This is a genomic window from Lentibacter algarum (assembly GCF_040580765.1).
GTDB classification, from domain to species: Bacteria; Pseudomonadota; Alphaproteobacteria; order Rhodobacterales; family Rhodobacteraceae; genus Lentibacter; species Lentibacter algarum.
Map to the genome: position 1 here is coordinate 1,414,730 of NZ_CP158687.1, position 18,883 is coordinate 1,433,612.

Here is an 18,883-nt window from a genome sequence, read left to right on the forward strand (position 1 = left end):
TGATTTAGGACGCTTTGGCGCGCGCCTCAAGAGCAGCCATTACGACTGCATCGAAATCACGGGCATCGCGGACTGTTGCGATATCTGTGGCGTCAATGGTGACACCCCATTTTGCCATGGCTTCGTAGCGAGGCTGACGGTGAGCGAGGGCGCGCGCATATGTGAAACGGATGAAGCTGTCTGGATCAACTTCATTTTCAGTGCATTGGTTTTCGCTCAAGTATTCGCCCCAAACGCGCGCCAGAAAGCTGGGCTGATAGGCCATTGGCTTGGGTGCACGATCAAAGCGGCGGATCAGCTCTTCTGTATGGGCCTCTGAGCCTTTGAGCCAGATCATCAAGGTGTTTTCACTCAAAGTCTTCATAAGCTCGTCGTTTGGATTGGACGGATCGACCCATTCACAGATTGAACCACCTGTGTCGCAGATGAAATGTGGATAGCCATAAAGCGCTTCGGCGCGGTCAATGAAATATGGGGTGTCGAGCAGAGCTGCAATCTCAGCTCGGCGGAACTGTTCTTGGCGGGCGCCGTAGCGCGCCATGCTCATACCGCCTTTGGCCTCAGAGCCAGGCTTGCCTAGATAGGAGGAGACGGCGGCGAGATTGCCGAAGGTGATATTTGAACCGATATATATGGAATCGCTCATCAAAAGCTCACGCAAGAACGGCACTTTCATGGCCTCGCGCTTGGCGTTGTCGGCGATATATTCGCCCATGTAGCGCGTCCCGATGCGGTAATCGATCGAGTAGTGAAACCAGTCGCCTGTTTCGCGCAGGCTATTGGCAACATGGGTTTTGCCAAGGCCCGACATACCGAAAAAGAGCGCTTTCTTTTGCGGGGCTTGCTGCCAGCTTTGGGCTGTTGGATAGATCATGCTCGGCCTCTTTGTTCACCTTCCTCTGGAGTAAAGGGGTGGCGCGCGAGGGTCAAACTCTATTGCGAAGATACGAAAAGAGGCGACCATCCAGAATGAGCAGGCCAAAGGCAAGAATGGCAAAGCCAAGGAGTGCCCGCGGGTGTAGCGCCTCGCCCAAGACTGCCCAACCCAAGAGAATGGCGATGGGCGGCATGAGTAGGGTCACGAGCATGAGATTGCCTGAACCCGCCATGGCGAGGACGCGGTAATAGAGCAGATAAGCGAGCACCGTCGCGACGAGGGCGTAATAGCCTATGGCGGCGAGTGTTTCGACACGCAGGGCAAGCGATAGGGGGCCCTCGATGTGCCATGCGAGTGGAACCATGATCAGCATGGTCGCTGTGAGCATTCCAGCGGCGGCGACAAGCGGGGGGAGGCCAGCCAGATGCTTGCGTGCCCAGACGCCAGCAAAAGCGTAGGACAGCGTGGCTGTGAGGACCGCGAGCTGGGCAAGTGAGCGAATGTCAAAGTTGCGTAGGTTTTCAAGGCCGATGGCTGTGGCGACCCCCAAGAAGCCGATGCAAACGCCCGCAAGCTTGCGGGCACTCAGGCGTTCGTCCGCAAGAAAGAGGCTGGCGAGAAGCACCCCAAAAATGGCTGTGGCACTGTTGAGAATGGCGGTGAGGCCGCTTTCTATGTGGAGCTGTGACCAGTTGAGCAGGGTGAAGGGAATGATGTTGTTGAGCAGTCCCATGACAAGGAAGGCACCCCAGACGGGCCAAGCGCGTGGAACGGGCAGGCGCAGTGCAAAGACGAGGCCCCACAAGACGAGCGCGGCCCAGAGCGCGCGGTGCGCGACCGTAGAGAGCACGCCCACTTCGTTGAGCGCGATGCGCACAGAAAGAAACACGCCGCCCCAAACAAGAGCCAGAAGCAGAAGCTCGGCCCATGCACGGGGCGAGAGGGTTTTTTGATCTGTCATGGGGGAGCTATGCCTGCTTTAGAGCAGCTTCACGACCCGTTTCTTGCGGGTTGCGGAAAAAAAGGACGCCCCGCCGATTTGGCAGGGCGTTTCGAATTTTGGGGCTTTCTGGCCTTAGAAGCTATAAGCGAGTTTGATGCCAAAGCCGATGGCTTCGTTGTCTGTGAAACTCACAGGACCAACTGATTGATCACCAAGTTTTACATATTGCAAGCCGCCCGAGACTTTGAGGCTGTCTGTCACGTTGTAGCTTGCTCCAAGCCCAATGCTTTTATAGCCGTTCGTCGGAGCAAGAGGTGTGTTTCCTGGCCGTGTCCCAGCGCCTTCGTAGCCGAGTGTCACGGCGAGGCTGAGTTTATCGTTTATTTTGCGGCCAACGCCTAGTGTGTAGCTTGTTGAATCATCTCGGAAGTTGACCCAGTTGATTGTTGTTCCACCACCGACTGGCGTGGTTTCGAGTGAGCGGCCACCCCATTTTGCGTGGCGCACAGAGCCGAAGAGAAGAGTGTCTGTAGCGATCCCAGTTTGGAACTCGAGGTTGAGGCTTTCGGGGCTTTTGTGAGAGCCTGAAACAGGTGTTGCGAAGTTGTGCATACCACTCAGTTTGTTCTTGATTGCAGAATTATACGTCAGAGCAACGCGCATTGCGATGTCTGGGCGCTCATAAGCTGCGCCAACTAGAGCTCCCCAAGCGTAGTCGCTGGAGGCGTTGAGTATGCCATCGGCTGAAGCGATTGTGCCAGTCAGTGATTGAGCTCGGGCACCAGCATGCACACTGAAGTTATCATTGTATTTGTAGCGTCCAACGAAGGTCATGGCTTTGCTTGTGACGTCGGCAAACCCCCCCGGATAGGGACCAATTGGCGTGGCAGCGAAGGCGCCGGCCGTGTATTCGATATTTGCGCCGAAGGGTTGATCTACGATCACGGCTACATCAACCTTGTCAGTGATTGCTTGCTTGATCGAAAAGCTGACTGGGTTGTAGCGTGTCGCAGAATCGGTTGTACCCAAAGACCCCGTGACATCTGGATCCACAGACCCGATTGAGAACTGAACCACGTTGCCTTTGTCAAAAATAGGCGTGATCCATTGACCAGAGCGGTCAATGCCTCCAGCGGAGGCTGTACTTGTTGCGAGTGCGAGAAGGCTTACGCCGAGTGCGAGTGTTTTCATCATATTCTCCTCCCAAAGAACTTTGCTGGACGCTATCGGCAAAAGCTTGCTCGTCAAATAGGTTCCGTAGCGGCAGGACTTGAAAAATAGGCGCTTGTGACATGAAAGACAATAATAGTGTGCTATATCTGTTTGAATTCGTGATTTGGGACGTCAAGAAGTGTGTTTTATCGCAATGATTTGCGCGTTTCAGTCCAGATATTGAAGTAGTTTCCAGCGAAAATGAGCAGGGCTCCGACAAAGACCCAGACATCCAGCAGCTTGGCGTAAGCGGCCCAGCCGATGACGGCAATGACGGGGAGGCGGGCGAAGTCAATCGGCACAACCACTGTGGCTGGTGCGAGGCTCAGCGCCGTTGTCAGGCAGAAATGGGCCAGAAGGCCCGCGCAGCCGATGAGCAAAAGCCATGGTGCTGTGGTGGCGGAGGGCAGGGCGATATCGCCGTCATAGCCTGCTGCAAGGACGCCGAAGACGGCTTGCATAACGGTGAGGTAAAACAAGATGCAGGTGATTTTCTCGCTGCGCGTAAGTCGCTTTGTGAAGATGATGGTAATGGCAAAGCAGATGGCGGCGAGAGAAGCTGTGACCACGCCAAGGCCGACTGTTTCACCAAAGGGGCGGGCCACAATCAAGATGCCCGCAAAGCCGAGGAGGGCGGCGAGGGCGCGTGTTTGGGTCATGCGTTCTCCCAGAACGAAGGGCGAGAGCACGAGAACCCAGATTGGTGATGTGAATTCGAGCGCAAAGACTTGTGCAAGCGGGATGACTGTGAGGGCGAAAAACCAGAGATTCTGGCCTGCAAAGTGGGCGATATTGCGGATGGTGTGGGCGCTCATATGGCGGCGTGTAATGTCCCCCAGATGTCCTGTTATGCCCGCGACACTGATCACAATGATCATCCCGATAAAGCTGCGGTACATCATGATTTCAAAGGTATCGAGCTCAAAACTCACGGCGCGCCCTGCAACGGCCATCGCTGTGAAGGAGGCGATGGCCCCGATCATCCAAAGCGCAGCGCGCAGGGTTTGGGGAGTATCGCTCATTTGGACTTGTTTCCTTTGCCCTTTGCTCACACCACTCGGGCCTCGGTGTCGAAGGTCCGCAGCGCCTCTTGCCAAGTGGGAATGCTGTTGGCCTCATACCCGCAAACTTTGCCTTGTGCGATCTGGGCGAAGACCTTCATGGTTTTTAGGTGAACCGGAGACGCCCTGTAGGCCATCATTGATTTCTTATCGACCCAAACGGTGAGAGTGTGGTGGTATCCGTGACGTTTTTTCGCTTCGCAAAACAGACAGCCCGGCGCTTTTTGGGCCGCTCTGAACGCAGGCACTGCCAACATCCAGAATCTCACTCGACCTAAAAAATGCTTGGGTTTCAATCCTGTGATAGAAACGTACACCGTCTACCAGCTCCAGCTCATTCCCACTCGATCGTTCCGGGGGGTTTGGATGTCACGTCATAGGTGACGCGATTGATGCCTTTGACTTCATTGATGATCCGCGTCGCGGTTTCGCCAAGGAATTCATGCGTGAACGGGTAGTAATCCGCTGTCATGCCATCCACAGATGTCACCGCGCGCAGCGCGCAGGCAAAGTCATAGGTTCGGCCGTCGCCCATGACACCGACGGTGCGCACAGGAAGGATCGCGACAAAGGCTTGCCAGATTTCATCATAAAGCCCGTGCTTACGGATCTGGTCGATGTAGACCGCATCGGCCTTGCGCAGGATTTCGAGTTTTTCGCGGGTGATCTCGCCGGGGCAGCGAATTGCGAGGCCCGGGCCAGGGAAGGGGTGACGGCCGATGAAGCTGTCGGGCAGGCCAAGCTCGCGGCCGAGCTCGCGCACTTCGTCTTTGAAGAGTCCGCGCAGGGGCTCAACAAGTTTAAGCCCCATCTTTTCGGGTAGGCCGCCAACGTTGTGATGCGACTTGATTGTGACCGACGGGCCGCCAGAGAACGAAACGCTTTCGATCACGTCAGGGTAGAGTGTGCCTTGCGCGAGGAACTCGGCGCCTTCGATCGTATCGGCGTATTTCTGGAACACGTCGATGAAGAGGCCACCAATGATCTTGCGCTTGGTTTCTGGGTCGGACTGACCCTCAAGCTTACCAAGGAAAAGCTCGGTTTCATCGGCGTGAATGAGATTGAGATTGTAGTTCTCGCGGAACATTTTTGTGACTTCTTCGGCCTCGTTGAGGCGCAGAAGTCCGTGATCGACAAAAACGCAGGTGAGTTGGTCACCGATGGCTTCGTGCAGGAGAAGGCCTGTCACCGAGCTATCAACCCCGCCAGAGAGTGCGCAGATGACTTGCTTGTCACCGACTTGCTCGCGGATCAGGCGGATCATTTCTTCGCGGTAGGCGCCCATCGTCCAGTCGCCAGAGAAGCCTGCGAGTTTTACGAAGTTTTCATAGAGTGTTTTGCCGTTCGGTGTGTGGTGCACCTCGGGGTGAAACTGCACAGCAAAGAAGTTACGCGACAGGTCGGCTGTCATCGCAAAAGGCGCGCCGGGAGATGTGCCAAGAACTTCAAAGCCAGGTGCGATTTCGCTGACGTGGTCGCCGTGGCTCATCCAGACTTGTTCGCGGCCTGAGCCATCCTTGAACCAGCCGTTGATAAAGGCGCCGCTTGTGTTTGTTGGGGTGACCCATGCGCGTCCAAATTCGGCCGTGGCATTTTCGCCTGCTTCGACTTTGCCGCCGAGATCATGCATCATCACTTGCTGGCCATAGCAGATGCCCAGAATGGGTACACCGAGCGTGTAAGCGCTCTGGGGCGGGCGTGGTGAGCCATCCCGCATCACGGAATCAGGGCCGCCTGAGAAGATGATCGCTTTTGGCGCCAGCTCCGCCAGAAACGTGTCTGTGACGTTCTGATAGGGATGAATTTCGCAATAGACGTTTAGCTCACGCAAACGGCGCGCAATAAGCTGCGTCACTTGGCTGCCAAAGTCGATGATCAGGAGTGTTTCATGCATAGGTGTGTTCATGATTTGCTCGTAAGGGCAAATGCCTGCGGTATCAAGACCCCAGCCGCGCCACGAGGCTTGCTGCGTGCACATCTGTGAGCAATGTCGCTTTTTCCTGCCAAGGGGCGTAAAAGCGCCGCAGGGCAGAGGCGCTACAAGCTATGTAGAAGCAGATTTTTTCCTTTGTCACAGAATCAAGGATAGCCCAATGACCGAGGCAGCAGTACGTAGACGTGGACGTGGCGCAGGGGGCGGCGGTGCGGCTCGCCGCGCTGAGCGCAGTGCCGTTTCTTTTGAAACAGCCAAGTATATCGAACGAAATATTCCTAACTTCGAAGTGCTCAACGAAGAAGCGCTCGCCATAATCGAAGCCAACGCCGAGACGATTCTGGAAGAGGTTGGTGTCAACTTTGTTGACAATCCCGCCGCGCTTCAGCGCTGGCGCGATGCGGGCGCTGATGTTCAAGGGGAGCGTGTTCGCCTTCCAAAGGGTCTTGCGCGTGAGCTGATCAAGACTGCCCCGAGCGAGTACACACAGCATGCCCGCAATCCTGACCGCAATGTTGTGGTGGGGGGGCGCAATCTGGTCTTGGCGCCTGTTTACGGCCCGCCCTTTGTGCGCGATGCCGCGGGTGGCCGCCGCTATGCGACGATGGATGACTTCAAGAAATTTGTGAAACTCGGCTATATGTCAAAGTGGCTGCATCATTCGGGCGGCACAGTGTGCGAGCCAACAGATGTTCCTGTGAACAAGCGTCACCTTGATATGCTGCTGGCGCATATGCAGCTGAGCGACAAGCCGTTTATGGGCTCTGTGACCGAGCCAAGCCGTGCGCAAGACTCTGTTGATATGTGCGGTATTCTTTTTGGCAAAGAGTTTGTTCAAGAAAACACAGTGATGACATCGCTGATCAACATCAACTCGCCCATGACATTTGACGATGTGATGATGGGTGCGCTTGAGGTTTATGCCGCCAACAACCAAGCCTGTATCATCTCGCCGTTTATTGTGGGCGGGGCCATGGCGCCCGTTTCGGTAGCGGGCACGCTGACACAGGTTTTAGCTGAGGTTTTGGCTGGTGTTGCGTATTCACAGCTCTGCAAAGCAGGCGCGCCTGTGATCTTCGGGGCCTTCGTGAGCTCGATTGATATGAACTCGGGTGCGCCGACCTTTGGAACGCCAGAGGCGAGCCTTGTGACCTATGGCGCAGGCCAGCTTGCGCGCCGTTTGGGTCTGCCGTTCCGATCTGCTGGGTCGTTCTGTGGCTCAAAGCTTCCAGACGCACAGGCGGCCTATGAAACGGCCAACTCTCTTAACATGGGCTTGCTCTCAGGGGTGAACTTCATGTTGCACTCTTGCGGCTGGCTTGAAGGCGGCCTTGTCGCCGACTTTGAGAAGTTTGTCATGGATGCCGATCAGCTTGGTGCGCTTCATCAGATGGCCAAAGGCATTGATATGAGCGAAGGCATGCAGGCGATGGATGCGATCCATGAGGTTGGACCAGGTGGGCACTATCTGGGCTGCGCGCATACGCAGGCGAACTTCAAGACGGCGTTCTGGAAGTCTGATTTGTTTGACTACAAACCGTTTGAAACTTGGGAAGATGAAGGCGCGCGCGATACGCGTCAGCTTGCGACCTCGCGGGTTGAGCGCCTCCTTGGGCAATACGAACAGCCCGCGATGGACCCAGCGGTGAATGAAGCTCTTGAAGCCTATGTGGCTGAAAAGAAGGCTTCTATGCCCGACGCGTTTATCTAAAGCGACTGACCTAAAAGAATAGACGGGCCTCGCAGACTGCGGGGCCCGTTTGCCTTTGGCTATTCCGCGGCAATGGGCTGGGATGTGGCGCGCAGTGTTTGCGCCTCGGCCAATGTTGCAATGAGAACTTCAACATGGCGGAAGTAGCTATAGCCTGCTTCATTCTTGTGGCGCTCTTCGTTGAGTTTCTGTTCAATTTCCAGCAACTCCTCCAAGGCTTCGAACGGCCTAATCAACCGCGCATGGCCCTGACGGCCCAAGGCACGAGAGAGGTGTGTTTCTCGGCGGTAGTGACGCAAACCAGCGCGCGCGGCCTCAAGCAACAAGCAGGGACGGCGCAGAGACTGAACGCGGAAAAGGGGATCTTGCATGGCAACCTCACAGAAAATTTAAAAGTGTGAGGGCAGGCTAATCAACTCTGACGGGTGTTGCGCAAATGGAAGGTCGAGCGCACGCAGGCTTCAGCTTTGTTTAGATTTTATCAACAATAGTTTCCAATACGTAAAAATTAACGAATGCGTAACCACACAAGCTTAGGTTGTGGAAAAGCTGTGGAGAACGTGAGGACTTTGAATGACCGTCATTCGCTTTGAGTTGGCAGAAACTGAACGCTTCGGTGCGCGACTGGGCCTTTGGCCTCAGTGGTTTCCGAGTTCTGCTCTTGCTTACCTAGCGCATACGGATCTTGGCGTGTCGATCAGGGCATTGAGCCGTTTGAGCCAGTGTCATCCGTCAACGATCTCGCGGCAGATCAGCCGATGGGAGCGTTTGCGCGACGAAAGCCTGATTGACGAAGCGCTAAGTCGTCTGAGTCTGAAGCCCTTAGCCATCGCAGCGCATGACAAGAAAAAGGAGCCTGCTTTGATCCATGTAATGCCCCCCGAGACGTCATGTTTACCAGATGATCAAACGTTTGCAGCCGAGGCACGACGGATATTGCGCCGCCTGAGCGAGCCAGGGGCCGTGTTGGCGCTGGCGAGTGACATGGAGAAAGGTGTTGTCGTGCGCGAGACGGAGGCAGGCACAACAACGCGTACAGCCGTTGTGGAACGTGCGTTGGCGCAGGCATTGGCTGTGAAAGACTGGATTGTTTGTGCAGCGGAAGGGCGGATCACGCGCTACAGGATCACTGCGGCGGGCCGCGCAGCGCTTGGTGAGCTTCTGGCAAAAGCGGAAAACCATGCGCAGGGCTTTGCCGAGGGACAGGTGCGGTTTGACAGCCGCGCTGCGAAAGGGGGAGCGCGGCGTGCGATGGTGGGGGAGACGCCACTCATGATCTTGTCGCGGCGCCGTGAGAAGGATGGTGAATTGTTTTTAGCCGCCGCACAGGTCAGTGCTGGCGAACGGCTGCGCGAGGACTTTGAATTGGCTCAAATGGTGCGGGGGGCCAGCTATGATTGGGAGGCGCTCTTGGAGCAGGAGAGCCAACCTGCACGGCGGAAAACGGCGCCTTTGAGTGCAGAAGCAGCGGCAGACCGCGTGGCAGCCGCGCTTTTGGAGCTTGGACCGGGGCTTGGACATATTGTCCTGCGCTGTTGTTGTGAACTTGAGGGGCTAGAAACGGCGGAGCGCGGACTTGGCTGGTCGGCCCGGTCGGGGAAGATTGTGCTCCGGATCGCTCTGGAGCGGTTAGGACGGTATTATGTCAGTCTGGGTGAGCGCAATAAGATGATTGGCTGACTGCGCGCGTTGCGAGCTATGCGCTGAGCGAAAGGCGGAGTGCCGCGCTTCCTGCGTGACAGGGCGCGGCGTTTTGGCTATGGATGGGCGAACTGTGAAGGAAGCTCTCTCATGCGTGATCTGAAGATACCCGAACAACGCCATCCCGAGAAGGCGCGCAAGCCCGACAACGCCCAGCCGCGTAAGCCGAGCTGGATCAGGGTAAAGGCGCCACAAGGCGACGGTTATAAAAAGACTCACGAGATCATGCGCGAGCACAAGTTGACGACAGTGTGCGAAGAAGCCGCTTGCCCGAATGCGGGCGAATGCTGGAGCCAAGGCCACGCCACCATGATGATCATGGGTGAAGTTTGCACGCGCGCTTGCTCGTTTTGCAACATCGCGACGGGAAAGCCGCCTGAAGACCTTGATCCGTTTGAGCCAGGACGTGTGGCAAACGCGGTTGAGAAACTCGGATTGAACCATGTTGTTATCACCTCGGTTGACCGTGATGATGTCGAAGATGGGGGTGCGGAGCACTTTGCTCAGACCATTCGTGCTATTCGTCACCGCTCGCCAGAGACCACGATTGAAATATTGACGCCCGATTTTTTAAAGTGTGATCCCAGCGTGTTGGAGATCGTTGTTGAAGCTAAGCCGGATGTTTTTAACCACAATCTTGAGACGGTTCCAGGGCTTTACCCTGAAGTGCGCCCTGGGGCTCGGTATTTTCATTCTTTGCGTCTTTTGCAGCGGGTGAAAGAGCTTGATCCGTCAATTTTCACGAAGTCAGGCATTATGGTTGGCCTCGGTGAGGACAAGCAATCTGTGATGCAGGTGATGGATGATATGCGTGCGGCGGATATCGATTTTCTGACGATTGGCCAGTATTTGCAACCGACACCAAAGCACCAGACGCTCGACCGCTTTGTGCATCCAGACGAGTTCAAGGCTTATGAAACGGCTGCATATGGCAAGGGATTCTTGATGGTTTCGGCGACGCCTCTGACGCGCTCAAGCTATCATGCGGGTGATGACTTTGCGCGGCTCCGTGACGCGCGAGAAAAGAAGCTTGCACAGCGCTAAGGCGCATTTTTGCCAATGCGGTTGTTTTTTGACGCGAAAGATTAGGGTAAAGCGGCCAGATAGGCCGCGATTGCTGCTCGGTCGGACGCTGGGAGCTTGGCTAGATTTTCGACCACAGCGGCCATATGACCGCCAGCACTGTCAAAATCGGGTGTGAAGCCCGTCTCTAAATAATAGGCGATGTCCTTTTCGCTCCAGTCGAGCGCATTTATCGCAGGAATGCGGCCTTCGCCCGAGGGGTTGGCCGCGCCTGTGAGCCACTGGGCATTGATTGGGGCGCCAACAGGGTTTCTTGGTGTGTGGCATTCTCCGCAGTGTCCCAGCGCTTCGACAAGATAGCGCCCACGCTGCAGGGGCAAGCTTTCGAGTGGCATTGACGCAACCCAGTAATCATCCAGAAAAACCCGCTTCCAGAGGCCAAGGCCGCGTCGGATGTTAAAGGGAAAGCCAACCTCATGTGGCTGGCTGGGCGTCTCGGAAGCTGGAAGCGTTTGCATGAAGGCATGCAGATTGGCGAGGTCTTGAAGGCCATCGCCGCGCAGTTTCATGCGCACGTAAGAGCCGTAGGGAAAGGCAGGGTAGTAATGTTGGCCCGTGGGTGAGGTGCCATAGAGCATCGCGTTTGCCAGATCGGTTTTGCTCCAGCCACCGATCCCGTGGGTAGGATCGGGTGAGATATTTGGAGCAATGAATGTCCCGAACGGAGAAGCAAAGCGCATGCCTCCAACAAGTACGAGCTTATCATCGCCGCGGGCCTCTGGGGCTGCGTGGCAAGAGGCACAGCCCGCCGCATGAAAGACCTGTGCGCCCGCGTCTGCATCTCCGATAAGGTCAGCAAGGGCTGCCTCAGGAAGGCTTTTGGGAGAGGAAAGCCGCCAGGCAGCAAAGCCGCAGACGGCCAATATCGCTGTGAGGCGAATTATGAGGCGGCGCATGTCATCTCCTTCGCTCAAAGCGTTCGCGCACAAGGCTGATGCGCGCAAACGCGAGATAGGCTCGTGTCAGCTGTCAGACTGACGATACACCTTGTGGCAGCCACCGCAAGATGCGCCAACTGCGCCAATCGCCCCTTGTAGCGATTCAAGGCTTTCACCAGCAGCGGCTTGCATTGCCGCGGTTGCATCTCGCAGAGCTGCTGCTTTTGCACCGACATCTGATCCGCTTTGCCAGATGGCAGGAAGGGCTGTTGTGACATCTTTGCCAAGGCTGTCGATGTCGGAACCCATGGGCCAAACAGCTGCGCCGTTGAGGTTTGAGAGCTGGGCAAGATTGCCTGCAGCAGCGCTGGCAAGACCAGCATCATAGGGCATTTCGCCTTTGGCCATCGCGCCAAGTTGTCCGAGATTGAAGGCATAGAGTTGCATCTGAGCCTGACGGGCTTTGATCGCTTTGAGCATTGCTTCGTTGGCGGCTGTGTCACTGCTGGCGACAGTTGTGAAGCTGGCCACGAGTGCGAGGCCGAGCACAGGAAGGGTGAGGTGACGCATTGTGTTTCCTTTCTTAGGGGGACGACTGAAGCCGGGGGGCAAATGGAAGAGAGTGGCTGAGGGTACTCCCAAGCTCAGTATATCTGTGCTAAACTTGATGCGTATTCTGTAATTCCGCAGGGGAACTATCGATTTATGCACAGATATAGTTGGGACGACCTTAAATTTGTCTTGGCGGTTGCAGACACTGGCACGATCAGCGCTGCGGCGCGGCTGCTTGGCGTAAATCATGCAACGGTTTTGCGGCGGATCGCTAATTTTGAGGAAGAACACGGTGCGCCTGTGTTTGAGCGCCAAAGCCATGGATATTCACTGTTAGAGGACAAAGCAGGGGTGATTGAAGCGGCTCGAGAGGCGCAAGAGGCTATTTTTTCAGTGGCCCAGCGCATGCAGGGGCGTGCGGACGCGATTAGTGGTGTGGTGCGATTGTCATCGACAGATACGTTTTGTCAGGCTGTGCTGCCAGAGTTTGTGAAGCTTATGACAGAGGTAAACCCTGAGCTTGAAATTGAACTCTTATGCTCAAACGATTACGCGGATTTTGCACGCCTTGAGGCGGATATTGCTGTGCGCCCTGCGCTCAAGTTGCCTGAAGTGTTGCGTGGCGAGGCCGTGGGGTTTCTTGGCTTCGGTGTTTATGTTCGCCCAGACATGGCCACTGAAGAGACACGCTGGCTTGGCCTACAAGGCGCATTGAAACGCTCTGCCGCAGCCCGCTGGCTTGAGGAGGAAACCGCAGGCCGCCCCAATGTGTTTGGGGCGCAAGCCGACAGCTTTTTGGTCTTACGTGCATTGGCGCTTCAAGGGCTGGGGCAGGCCGTTTTGCCATGCTGCCTTGGCGATGAGGCGTCAGGGCTTGTGCGCCAGACTGGGCCGCTTGAGGGCGCGCGGGTGCCGATCTGGGTTCTGACGCATAAAGACAGACGGATGACGCCGCGCCTGCGCGAAGTTCAGCGGCGGCTCTGTGCCTTTTTGCGCGCTGAAAGCTTGCGTCTGTCTGGCGAGGATATCGCGGATTAAGCTTCGTTTTCTGCCAGAAAGCGTACGCATCCGATAAAGGGCAGGTTGCGATTGCGTTGGGCAAAGTCGATCCCGTAACCCACAACAAATTCATCAGGGATTTCAAAGCCGATCCAGTCGGCCTTAACACCCGTTTCGCGGCGCGTGGGTTTATCTAGAAGGGCAATGGTGCGCAGTTTGCGCGGCTTACGGCTTTGTAGAAGATGCAAAACATGCTCAAGCGTAAAGCCTGTATCGATAATATCTTCTACGACAAGCACATCGCGGCCTTCGATCTGGCCGCGGATGTCTTTTAGGATGCGCACTTCGCGAGACGATTCCATACCGTCGCCGTAAGAGCTCGCCTCGAGAAAGTCGACTTCGACAGGCAAATCAAGCTCGCGCACTAGATCAGCGATAAAGACAAAAGAACCGCGTAGAAGCCCAACGACCACTAGCTTGTCGGTGTCTTTGAACTCGGTCTTTATGGCACGGCTGAGCGCTTCGATCCGTGCCGCGATGGCTTTGGCCGAGATAAGTTCGTCGATCACATATGGACGCTGTGGCATGCTTCCCCCTTGAATTCTGCGCGCTACCATACGAAATGGGGGGCCACTGTAAACGCGAAACTTAAGAGGCCCCATGCCCAAACACGAAGAGACGCGGGTTTTGCCCTATAGCCCTGAGCAGATGTATCAGCTGGTGGGCGATGTGGCGCGCTATCCAGAGTTTTTGCCGTGGTGTTCTGCAGCGCGTGTGCGTTCGGTTACGCCGATTGATGACGGTGAGGAAATGCTGGCCGACCTTGTGATTGGGTTTCAGGTGTTTCGGGAACGCTTTGGTAGCCGCGTGCGCATGTTTGAAGGGGATGCGCGGATTGAAACCGAGTATCTGGACGGTCCATTCAAATATATGCGCTCAAATTGGCGGTTTGTTTCGGCGGAGGGCGGCTGTGAAGTGCGCTTTGATGTGGATTTCGAGTTCAAGAATTTTTTATTGCAGAAGGCTGGTGGGCTTTTCTTTTATGAGGCCATGCAGCGGATTGTGAAGGCCTTTGAGGCCCGTGCAAAGGAACTCTACGGATGAATGCACTTGAGACACTGGCGGCGTTCTATGAGACGCAGCGAGAGGCGGAGTTGCCTCGCTCGGCGACGGATGTGATGCGTCTTTGTCTGCTGGATTGGTTGATCGTAAGCCGCGCGGCCAAGGGAGACGCAGTGGCAGAGAGTGCGCTGGCGTATGCGGACGGGCAGGGCGAGGCTTCGCTTTTCTTTGGTGGTGGAGCGACTGCGCGGATGGCAGCGCTGGCCAACGGAACTGTGAGCCACGCGTTGGATTATGATGATACGCATTTTGCCCATATCGGCCATGTGAGCACGGTCGTAATCCCTGCTGCAGTCGCTGTTGGTGAGGCACGGGGCGCATCGTTTGAGACGATCTTGCGCGCGGCTTTGATGGGCGCCGAAGCGGCGACGCGCTTTGGGGTTTGGCTCGGTCGGGATCACTATCAGATTGGCTATCACCAGACCGCGACGGCTGGTGCAATCGGTGCGGCTGTGGCGGCGAGTGTAGCTGCGGGGCACAGTGACGCGCGGGCAGCCTTGAGTAACGCGGCGGGCTTTGCGGCTGGGCTGAAGGCGCAGTTTGGCACGGGGATGAAGCCTGTGAATGCGGGTATGGCGGCGGCCAATGGTGTCGAAGCTGTCTTGATGGCTGAAGCGGGGCTGTCTGGCTCTGAGGCTGTGTTTGAAGCCCTTGCAGAGACCCATCACGGGATCAAGGACAACGCGGCCTGGGACGGGATTGGCGAAACGTGGCTTTTTGAGGCAGTGACGCATAAGTTTTACCCTTGCTGCCATGGAACCCACGCAATGATTGAGGCGCTGAGCGAAGCTTTGCAGCGGATGCCCGCGCCTGAACGGATCACGGTGCGCACCCATCCACGCTGGATGAGCGTGTGCAACAAGCCAAGTGTTAAGGATGCGCTGGAGGCAAAGTTTTCATACTGCGCTTTGGCGGCGCTTTTGATACAAAACGGCGGCAGAGGTGTGGATGAAGCGGGATTGCAGAGCCTCTTTCCGATGACGGATGCTGCGCGAGCGGTCATGGCGCAGGTTGAGGTGATTGCGGTTGAGAGTGTGAGCGAGGAGGCGTCCCGTGTCACGCTTGAGGCGGGCGGACAAGTCGTTCAGGTGGAACATGACTTACGCGCGCCGATGAGCTTTGAAACGCGGCTTGAGAAGCTTTTGGCCAAGGGCGAGGGTGTTTTGTCAAAAGGTGAGGCGGCGCGTTACTGGGATGTTGTGCAGAGCGCAGATGTCACAGCGCTTCTGTCTGTAATCACCGAATAGAAAACTGAATGGAAAACGGGCGCCCCAAAGAGCGCCCGTATCACTTTAGGAGCTGTGGTCGTAGGCGCGTTCGCCGTGGACCGCGAGGTCAAGCCCGTTCACTTCTGTTTCCTGATCTACACGCAGAGGCGTGATCAGTGCACAGAACTTGAGCAGAGCGTGGCTCACCACGATTGTAAACACGCCGACGATGGCAAGGCTGCCGAGCTGTGCGGCCCATGAGCCAGCTCCGAAGGCAGCGATCATTATCGTTCCGAAGATTCCGCCGACACCGTGCACGGCAAAGACATCGAGCGTGTCGTCGATCTTGAGCTTATGACGAATGAGCGTCACAGCCTCTTGGCAAAGCACACCTGCGACTGCACCAATCAAAAGGGCTTCGACGGGGCCAACAAAACCAGAGGCTGGTGTAATGCTCGCCAGACCAGCGATTGTGCCTGTGACTATGCCGACAAGTGAGGATTTGCCGTATTTGATGCGCTCCCACAGCGCCCAAGTGAGTGAGGCCGTTGCGGCGGAGATGTGTGTCACGGTCAGGGCCATGGCTGCACCACCATCGGCTGCAAGCTGTGAGCCGCCATTGAATCCGAACCAGCCAACCCAGAGCATTGCTGCGCCGATAAAGACGTAGCCAGGGTTGTGCGGAGGTGTCGTTGCGTTGCGGCGCGGGCCGAGAGCCGCAGCGATCACGAGGGCTGCGAGGCCTGCTGTTTCGTGCACCACGATGCCGCCTGCAAAGTCACGCACGCCTGTTTCACCAAAAATACCACCATCTGACAGAAAGCCGCCGCCCCAGATCCAAGCCACAACGGGTGCATAGCACAGCAGCATCCAAAGGCCTGAGAAGAGCAGCACAAAGCCAAAGCCGATACGTTCGACATATGCTCCAACGATCAGGGCTGGGGTGATTATGGCGAAGGTCATTTGGAAGGCGAAGAAAAGAATTTCGGGGAGGCTGCCTGAGAGGCTGTCCGCATCAACGCCCCAGAGGAAGGCTTTGCCAAGGCCGCCCCAGTAAGCGTTGGCCCCGCCAAAGGCGATAGAATAGCCCACAGCAAGCCAAAGCACGCTCATCAAGCACGCGATGGCGTAGACCTGCATGAAGACGCTGAGCACGTTACGCGCACGGACAAGGCCGCCGTAAAAGAGCGCAAGGCCCGGTAGGGACATGAAGAGGACCAGCGCTGTTGCGACGATGATCCAAGCGGTGTCGGCTCCGTTCATTTTATCATTCCTTCTTTGCTTTGAAGTGCTCAAAGCGCAGGCGGAGTGCTGAAAGAAGGGGCGCGAACGCTTAAATCGCGGGCGTTTTGCGTATTGCCTGAATTTTAGGCAGTATTTAGGCGCTGCGCCTGAAAAATGAGCGCTATGTGGAGGCTGCCTTGAGTAAGAGCGCGAGGGCGTAGGCGCATGCCGCGTGTCGCACTTCGGCGCGACCAAGAGCGCCGAATTCGACCGTTTCTGTTTTGGTGACTCTGCCAAGTCGGGCAAGGCCAAAGCAGACGCGGCCTTCGGGTTTGTGCTCGGAGCCGCCAGGCCCTGCTATACCTGTGATGGAAACAGCAAGGCTGGCGTGTGAGCGTGCGAGCGCACCGTCGGCCATTTCGCTTGCGACATCTTCAGACACAGCGCCGTGGACGATAAGAGTTTGCTCTTTGACACCAAGCATCTCGCGTTTTGCAGCGTTGGAATAGGTGACAAAGCCACGCTCAAAGACATCAGAGCTGCCAGCAATATCTGTCAGGGCGGCGGAGACCATACCGCCGGTGCAGCTTTCGGCAGTTGCAAGTGTGAGGCCAGCGGTGCGCGCGGCTTGAAGGAGAGCCTCGGCGCTCACACCAAGAGCCCGTGCCAGACATAGGCTGCGAGGCCCACAGTGAGGGCTGCGGCGACACCTGCGATGATATCATCGAGCATCACACCCAAGGCATCGCCTCGCTGATCGGCCCACCCGATGGGGCCGGGTTTCAGGATATCAAAGAAGCGAAACCCAAAGAAAGCCACAAGCCAACCCGGCCAGAGCGCAAGGGCGTCCACGCCAGCGTGCGATGCGCCGATCAGAACTGGTAAAAGCGCAATCCACTGACCTGCGACTTCGTCTATGACAACTTCTGAAGGGTCGTGGTCATCCTGCCCTTCGATCATAACCGCCGTGGCCCACCAACCGATGAGAAAGGCCGCAAGCGCGCCGATTGCAACAAGCCAATAGCCGCCAACCAGATTGAGCGCATAGGCAACGGGGAGGGCGGCGGCAGAGCCCCAAGTCCCTGAAAATGGGCGCATATAGCCCACATAGAAAAATGTTCCTGCGAGTGTCGCGAGAGGTTTCATGATTTCACCAATGTTGCTGTTGCGATCGCGGCAATCCCTTCTTCGCGCCCTGTGAAGCCAAGGCGCTCTGAGGTTGTCGCTTTTACGGAAATACGGGATGCGTCCAGCTCCATAATGCGGGATAGCTCGGCTTGCATTGCGTCGGCGTGCGGGCCTATTTTGGGCTGTTCGCAGATGAGCGTGCAGTCGATATTGCTTATGTCATAGCCTCTTGAGCGGGCAAGTGCGCAGGCATGAGCAAGGAAGATATGGCTTGCAGCGCCCTTCCATTGGGGGTCGCTGGGCGGAAAGTGGCGGCCGATATCGCCTTCGGCCATCGCGCCATAGAGTGCGTCCGTGATCGCATGCATTCCGACATCAGCGTCAGAATGGCCTAACAGAGCTTTGTTGTGTGGAATTTTGACGCCGCAGAGTACGACATGATCACCTGTCGTAAAAGCGTGTACGTCAAACCCATTGCCAAGACGAATGTCCATGTTGCCCCTCAAGATACGCTCGGCGCGGATAAAATCCTGCGCGTGGGTGAGCTTTAGATTGTCTTCATCGCCCAGTGTGATCGTGACATCAAGCCCGGCACTGCGAGCAATCTCAACATCATCAAGCGCATCTCCTTGATGGGCGCGGTGTGCGGCGAGAATAGCAGAGAAGGCAAACCCTTGCGGTGTTTGGGCACGGAAGAGACCTTCGCGCGCATGGGTACCGGTGACGCGCTCATCAGAGCCCAACCAGAGCGCATCTGTCACAGGCAGCGCGGGGGCGGCAGCTTTGCTTGACCGGAGCGCCTCAATGACGCCTGAGATGGTGGCAGGGGAAACACAGGCGCGTGCAGCGTCATGTATAAGCACGTGGCTGAAATCTGCGCCATCAAGTGCTTCAAGGCCCGCGCGCACAGAGGCTGAACGGGTTTCACCGCCGTGAACGGCTTCAAGCCCAGCAGGAAGATATGCGTGATCATCTGGGTGCACCACAGCGATAACATGAGCGATGTCGCTATGTGATTTCAAGGCTTGATATGTCCAGTCAAAGACGCGCTGGCCAGCCAGTGCGCGCCACTGTTTGGGCAGCCCCGCGCCAGCACGGGTTCCGCGGCCAGCTGCGACAAGAATAGCGGCGATCTTCATCATGGATCCTTTCGTTAGAATGTCTTGTATCATTGAGGCGCGGAAGGGCAATGCGATGAAATAACGTGCAAACTGCTTAATTTTTGTGCAATAGCTTTGAGTGTAGGGTGCG

At 56.5% G+C, this 18,883-nt stretch carries 20 protein-coding genes; 6 read left to right on the forward strand and 14 right to left on the reverse strand.

Annotated features, from left to right (window positions below; all coding sequences use genetic code 11):
* Positions 1-4 precede the first annotated feature (4 nt).
* From DSM117340_RS06880 to guaA, 6 genes are all read right to left on the reverse strand, one after another.
* Positions 5-874 (reverse strand): ATPase, encoded by an 870-nt coding sequence (locus DSM117340_RS06880; RefSeq protein WP_089891282.1) that lies wholly within the window; start codon positions 872-874, stop codon positions 5-7.
* A gap of 52 nt (positions 875-926) precedes the next feature.
* On the reverse strand, positions 927-1,838 hold the full coding sequence (locus DSM117340_RS06885; protein WP_089891280.1) for a DMT family transporter: 912 nt from the start codon (positions 1,836-1,838) through the stop codon (positions 927-929).
* A 114-nt stretch (positions 1,839-1,952) separates the two neighbouring features.
* Positions 1,953-3,014, reverse strand: coding sequence for a transporter (locus DSM117340_RS06890; protein ID WP_143037427.1), 1,062 nt, complete (start codon positions 3,012-3,014; stop codon positions 1,953-1,955).
* Between the two features lie 164 nt (positions 3,015-3,178).
* Positions 3,179-4,054, reverse strand: a complete 876-nt coding sequence (locus DSM117340_RS06895) for a DMT family transporter (protein ID WP_354690021.1) — start codon at positions 4,052-4,054, stop codon at positions 3,179-3,181.
* 26 nt (positions 4,055-4,080) lie between these two features.
* Entirely contained in the window at positions 4,081-4,350 is a 270-nt protein-coding gene (locus DSM117340_RS06900) for a hypothetical protein (RefSeq protein WP_271437050.1), read from the reverse strand.
* Between the two features lie 77 nt (positions 4,351-4,427).
* Positions 4,428-5,999 carry a glutamine-hydrolyzing GMP synthase gene (gene guaA / locus DSM117340_RS06905; RefSeq protein ID WP_089891685.1) on the reverse strand — a complete coding sequence of 524 codons (1,572 nt, stop codon included), beginning with the start codon at positions 5,997-5,999 and terminating at the stop codon, positions 4,428-4,430.
* Between the two features lie 187 nt (positions 6,000-6,186).
* Between guaA and DSM117340_RS06910 the strand changes: the two genes are divergently transcribed.
* Complete coding sequence (locus tag DSM117340_RS06910) at positions 6,187-7,737, forward strand: trimethylamine methyltransferase family protein (protein WP_089891271.1); 1,551 nt, start codon at positions 6,187-6,189, stop codon at positions 7,735-7,737.
* 59 nt (positions 7,738-7,796) lie between these two features.
* Here the strand turns inward: DSM117340_RS06910 and DSM117340_RS06915 are convergent, their stop codons facing one another.
* Positions 7,797-8,108: a DUF6477 family protein gene (locus DSM117340_RS06915; RefSeq protein WP_089891268.1), complete on the reverse strand. Its 312-nt coding sequence runs from the start codon at positions 8,106-8,108 to the stop codon at positions 7,797-7,799.
* 202 nt (positions 8,109-8,310) lie between these two features.
* On the opposite strand from DSM117340_RS06915, the gene DSM117340_RS06920 reads away from it, so the two are divergent.
* Both DSM117340_RS06920 and lipA read left to right on the forward strand, forming a co-directional pair.
* A complete protein-coding gene (locus DSM117340_RS06920) occupies positions 8,311-9,417 on the forward strand; it encodes a DUF6456 domain-containing protein (RefSeq protein WP_245724423.1) in 1,107 nt (368 codons plus the stop codon).
* Positions 9,418-9,528: 111 nt separating this feature from the next.
* Positions 9,529-10,482: a lipoyl synthase gene (lipA, locus tag DSM117340_RS06925; protein WP_089891265.1), complete on the forward strand. Its 954-nt coding sequence runs from the start codon at positions 9,529-9,531 to the stop codon at positions 10,480-10,482.
* A 41-nt stretch (positions 10,483-10,523) separates the two neighbouring features.
* Here the strand turns inward: lipA and DSM117340_RS06930 are convergent, their stop codons facing one another.
* Together DSM117340_RS06930 and DSM117340_RS06935 are read right to left on the reverse strand one after the other, a co-directional pair.
* Entirely contained in the window at positions 10,524-11,417 is an 894-nt protein-coding gene (locus DSM117340_RS06930) for a cytochrome c (RefSeq protein WP_354690022.1), read from the reverse strand.
* Positions 11,418-11,483: 66 nt separating this feature from the next.
* The gene (locus DSM117340_RS06935; protein WP_089891259.1) at positions 11,484-11,969 is read right to left on the reverse strand and encodes a cytochrome c; all 486 of its coding nucleotides are present in this window, start codon (positions 11,967-11,969) and stop codon (positions 11,484-11,486) included.
* A 135-nt stretch (positions 11,970-12,104) separates the two neighbouring features.
* Between DSM117340_RS06935 and DSM117340_RS06940 the strand changes: the two genes are divergently transcribed.
* Positions 12,105-12,989: a LysR family transcriptional regulator gene (locus DSM117340_RS06940; RefSeq protein ID WP_089891256.1), complete on the forward strand. Its 885-nt coding sequence runs from the start codon at positions 12,105-12,107 to the stop codon at positions 12,987-12,989.
* On the opposite strand, the gene hpt is transcribed toward DSM117340_RS06940, so the two are convergent.
* On the reverse strand, positions 12,986-13,537 hold the full coding sequence (gene hpt / locus DSM117340_RS06945; RefSeq protein WP_089891253.1) for a hypoxanthine phosphoribosyltransferase: 552 nt from the start codon (positions 13,535-13,537) through the stop codon (positions 12,986-12,988). The two genes, DSM117340_RS06940 and hpt, sit on opposite strands and share 4 nt — an antisense overlap.
* 73 nt (positions 13,538-13,610) lie before the next feature.
* On the opposite strand from hpt, the gene DSM117340_RS06950 reads away from it, so the two are divergent.
* Together DSM117340_RS06950 and DSM117340_RS06955 are read left to right on the forward strand one after the other, a co-directional pair.
* Positions 13,611-14,054, forward strand: a complete 444-nt coding sequence (locus tag DSM117340_RS06950; protein WP_089891251.1) for a type II toxin-antitoxin system RatA family toxin — start codon at positions 13,611-13,613, stop codon at positions 14,052-14,054.
* Complete coding sequence (locus tag DSM117340_RS06955; RefSeq protein WP_089891248.1) at positions 14,051-15,319, forward strand: MmgE/PrpD family protein; 1,269 nt, start codon at positions 14,051-14,053, stop codon at positions 15,317-15,319. Before DSM117340_RS06950 ends, DSM117340_RS06955 begins: the two co-directional genes overlap by 4 nt.
* Positions 15,320-15,364: 45 nt before the next feature.
* On the opposite strand, the gene DSM117340_RS06960 is transcribed toward DSM117340_RS06955, so the two are convergent.
* The 4 genes from DSM117340_RS06960 to DSM117340_RS06975 form a co-directional block, all read right to left on the reverse strand.
* Complete coding sequence (locus DSM117340_RS06960) at positions 15,365-16,543, reverse strand: ammonium transporter (protein ID WP_354690023.1); 1,179 nt, start codon at positions 16,541-16,543, stop codon at positions 15,365-15,367.
* Positions 16,544-16,685: 142 nt separating this feature from the next.
* A complete protein-coding gene (locus DSM117340_RS06965) occupies positions 16,686-17,156 on the reverse strand; it encodes a CinA family protein (protein ID WP_089891242.1) in 471 nt (156 codons plus the stop codon).
* On the reverse strand, positions 17,153-17,650 hold the full coding sequence (locus tag DSM117340_RS06970; protein ID WP_089891238.1) for a phosphatidylglycerophosphatase A: 498 nt from the start codon (positions 17,648-17,650) through the stop codon (positions 17,153-17,155). The genes DSM117340_RS06965 and DSM117340_RS06970 overlap by 4 nt, the downstream gene beginning before the upstream one ends.
* Entirely contained in the window at positions 17,647-18,771 is a 1,125-nt protein-coding gene (locus DSM117340_RS06975; RefSeq protein ID WP_089891234.1) for a bifunctional 2-C-methyl-D-erythritol 4-phosphate cytidylyltransferase/2-C-methyl-D-erythritol 2,4-cyclodiphosphate synthase, read from the reverse strand. Before DSM117340_RS06975 ends, DSM117340_RS06970 begins: the two co-directional genes overlap by 4 nt.
* Between the last annotated feature and the right edge of the window lie 112 nt (positions 18,772-18,883).

Coding starts and splice junctions, on each gene's coding strand:
- DSM117340_RS06890 (WP_143037427.1), bottom strand. CDS start 3,014: ATGATGAAAACACTCGCACTCGGCGTAAGCCTTCTCGCACTCGCAACA.
- lipA (WP_089891265.1), top strand. CDS start 9,529: ATGCGTGATCTGAAGATACCCGAACAACGCCATCCCGAGAAGGCGCGC.
- DSM117340_RS06950 (WP_089891251.1), top strand. CDS start 13,611: ATGCCCAAACACGAAGAGACGCGGGTTTTGCCCTATAGCCCTGAGCAG.
- DSM117340_RS06920 (WP_245724423.1), top strand. CDS start 8,311: ATGACCGTCATTCGCTTTGAGTTGGCAGAAACTGAACGCTTCGGTGCG.
- DSM117340_RS06885 (WP_089891280.1), bottom strand. CDS start 1,838: ATGACAGATCAAAAAACCCTCTCGCCCCGTGCATGGGCCGAGCTTCTG.
- DSM117340_RS06910 (WP_089891271.1), top strand. CDS start 6,187: ATGACCGAGGCAGCAGTACGTAGACGTGGACGTGGCGCAGGGGGCGGC.
- guaA (WP_089891685.1), bottom strand. CDS start 5,999: ATGAACACACCTATGCATGAAACACTCCTGATCATCGACTTTGGCAGC.
- DSM117340_RS06970 (WP_089891238.1), bottom strand. CDS start 17,650: ATGAAACCTCTCGCGACACTCGCAGGAACATTTTTCTATGTGGGCTAT.
- DSM117340_RS06915 (WP_089891268.1), bottom strand. CDS start 8,108: ATGCAAGATCCCCTTTTCCGCGTTCAGTCTCTGCGCCGTCCCTGCTTG.
- DSM117340_RS06900 (WP_271437050.1), bottom strand. CDS start 4,350: ATGTTGGCAGTGCCTGCGTTCAGAGCGGCCCAAAAAGCGCCGGGCTGT.
- DSM117340_RS06930 (WP_354690022.1), bottom strand. CDS start 11,417: ATGCGCCGCCTCATAATTCGCCTCACAGCGATATTGGCCGTCTGCGGC.
- DSM117340_RS06975 (WP_089891234.1), bottom strand. CDS start 18,771: ATGAAGATCGCCGCTATTCTTGTCGCAGCTGGCCGCGGAACCCGTGCT.
- DSM117340_RS06880 (WP_089891282.1), bottom strand. CDS start 874: ATGATCTATCCAACAGCCCAAAGCTGGCAGCAAGCCCCGCAAAAGAAA.
- DSM117340_RS06955 (WP_089891248.1), top strand. CDS start 14,051: ATGAATGCACTTGAGACACTGGCGGCGTTCTATGAGACGCAGCGAGAG.
- DSM117340_RS06935 (WP_089891259.1), bottom strand. CDS start 11,969: ATGCGTCACCTCACCCTTCCTGTGCTCGGCCTCGCACTCGTGGCCAGC.
- DSM117340_RS06960 (WP_354690023.1), bottom strand. CDS start 16,543: ATGAACGGAGCCGACACCGCTTGGATCATCGTCGCAACAGCGCTGGTC.
- hpt (WP_089891253.1), bottom strand. CDS start 13,537: ATGCCACAGCGTCCATATGTGATCGACGAACTTATCTCGGCCAAAGCC.
- DSM117340_RS06895 (WP_354690021.1), bottom strand. CDS start 4,054: ATGAGCGATACTCCCCAAACCCTGCGCGCTGCGCTTTGGATGATCGGG.
- DSM117340_RS06940 (WP_089891256.1), top strand. CDS start 12,105: ATGCACAGATATAGTTGGGACGACCTTAAATTTGTCTTGGCGGTTGCA.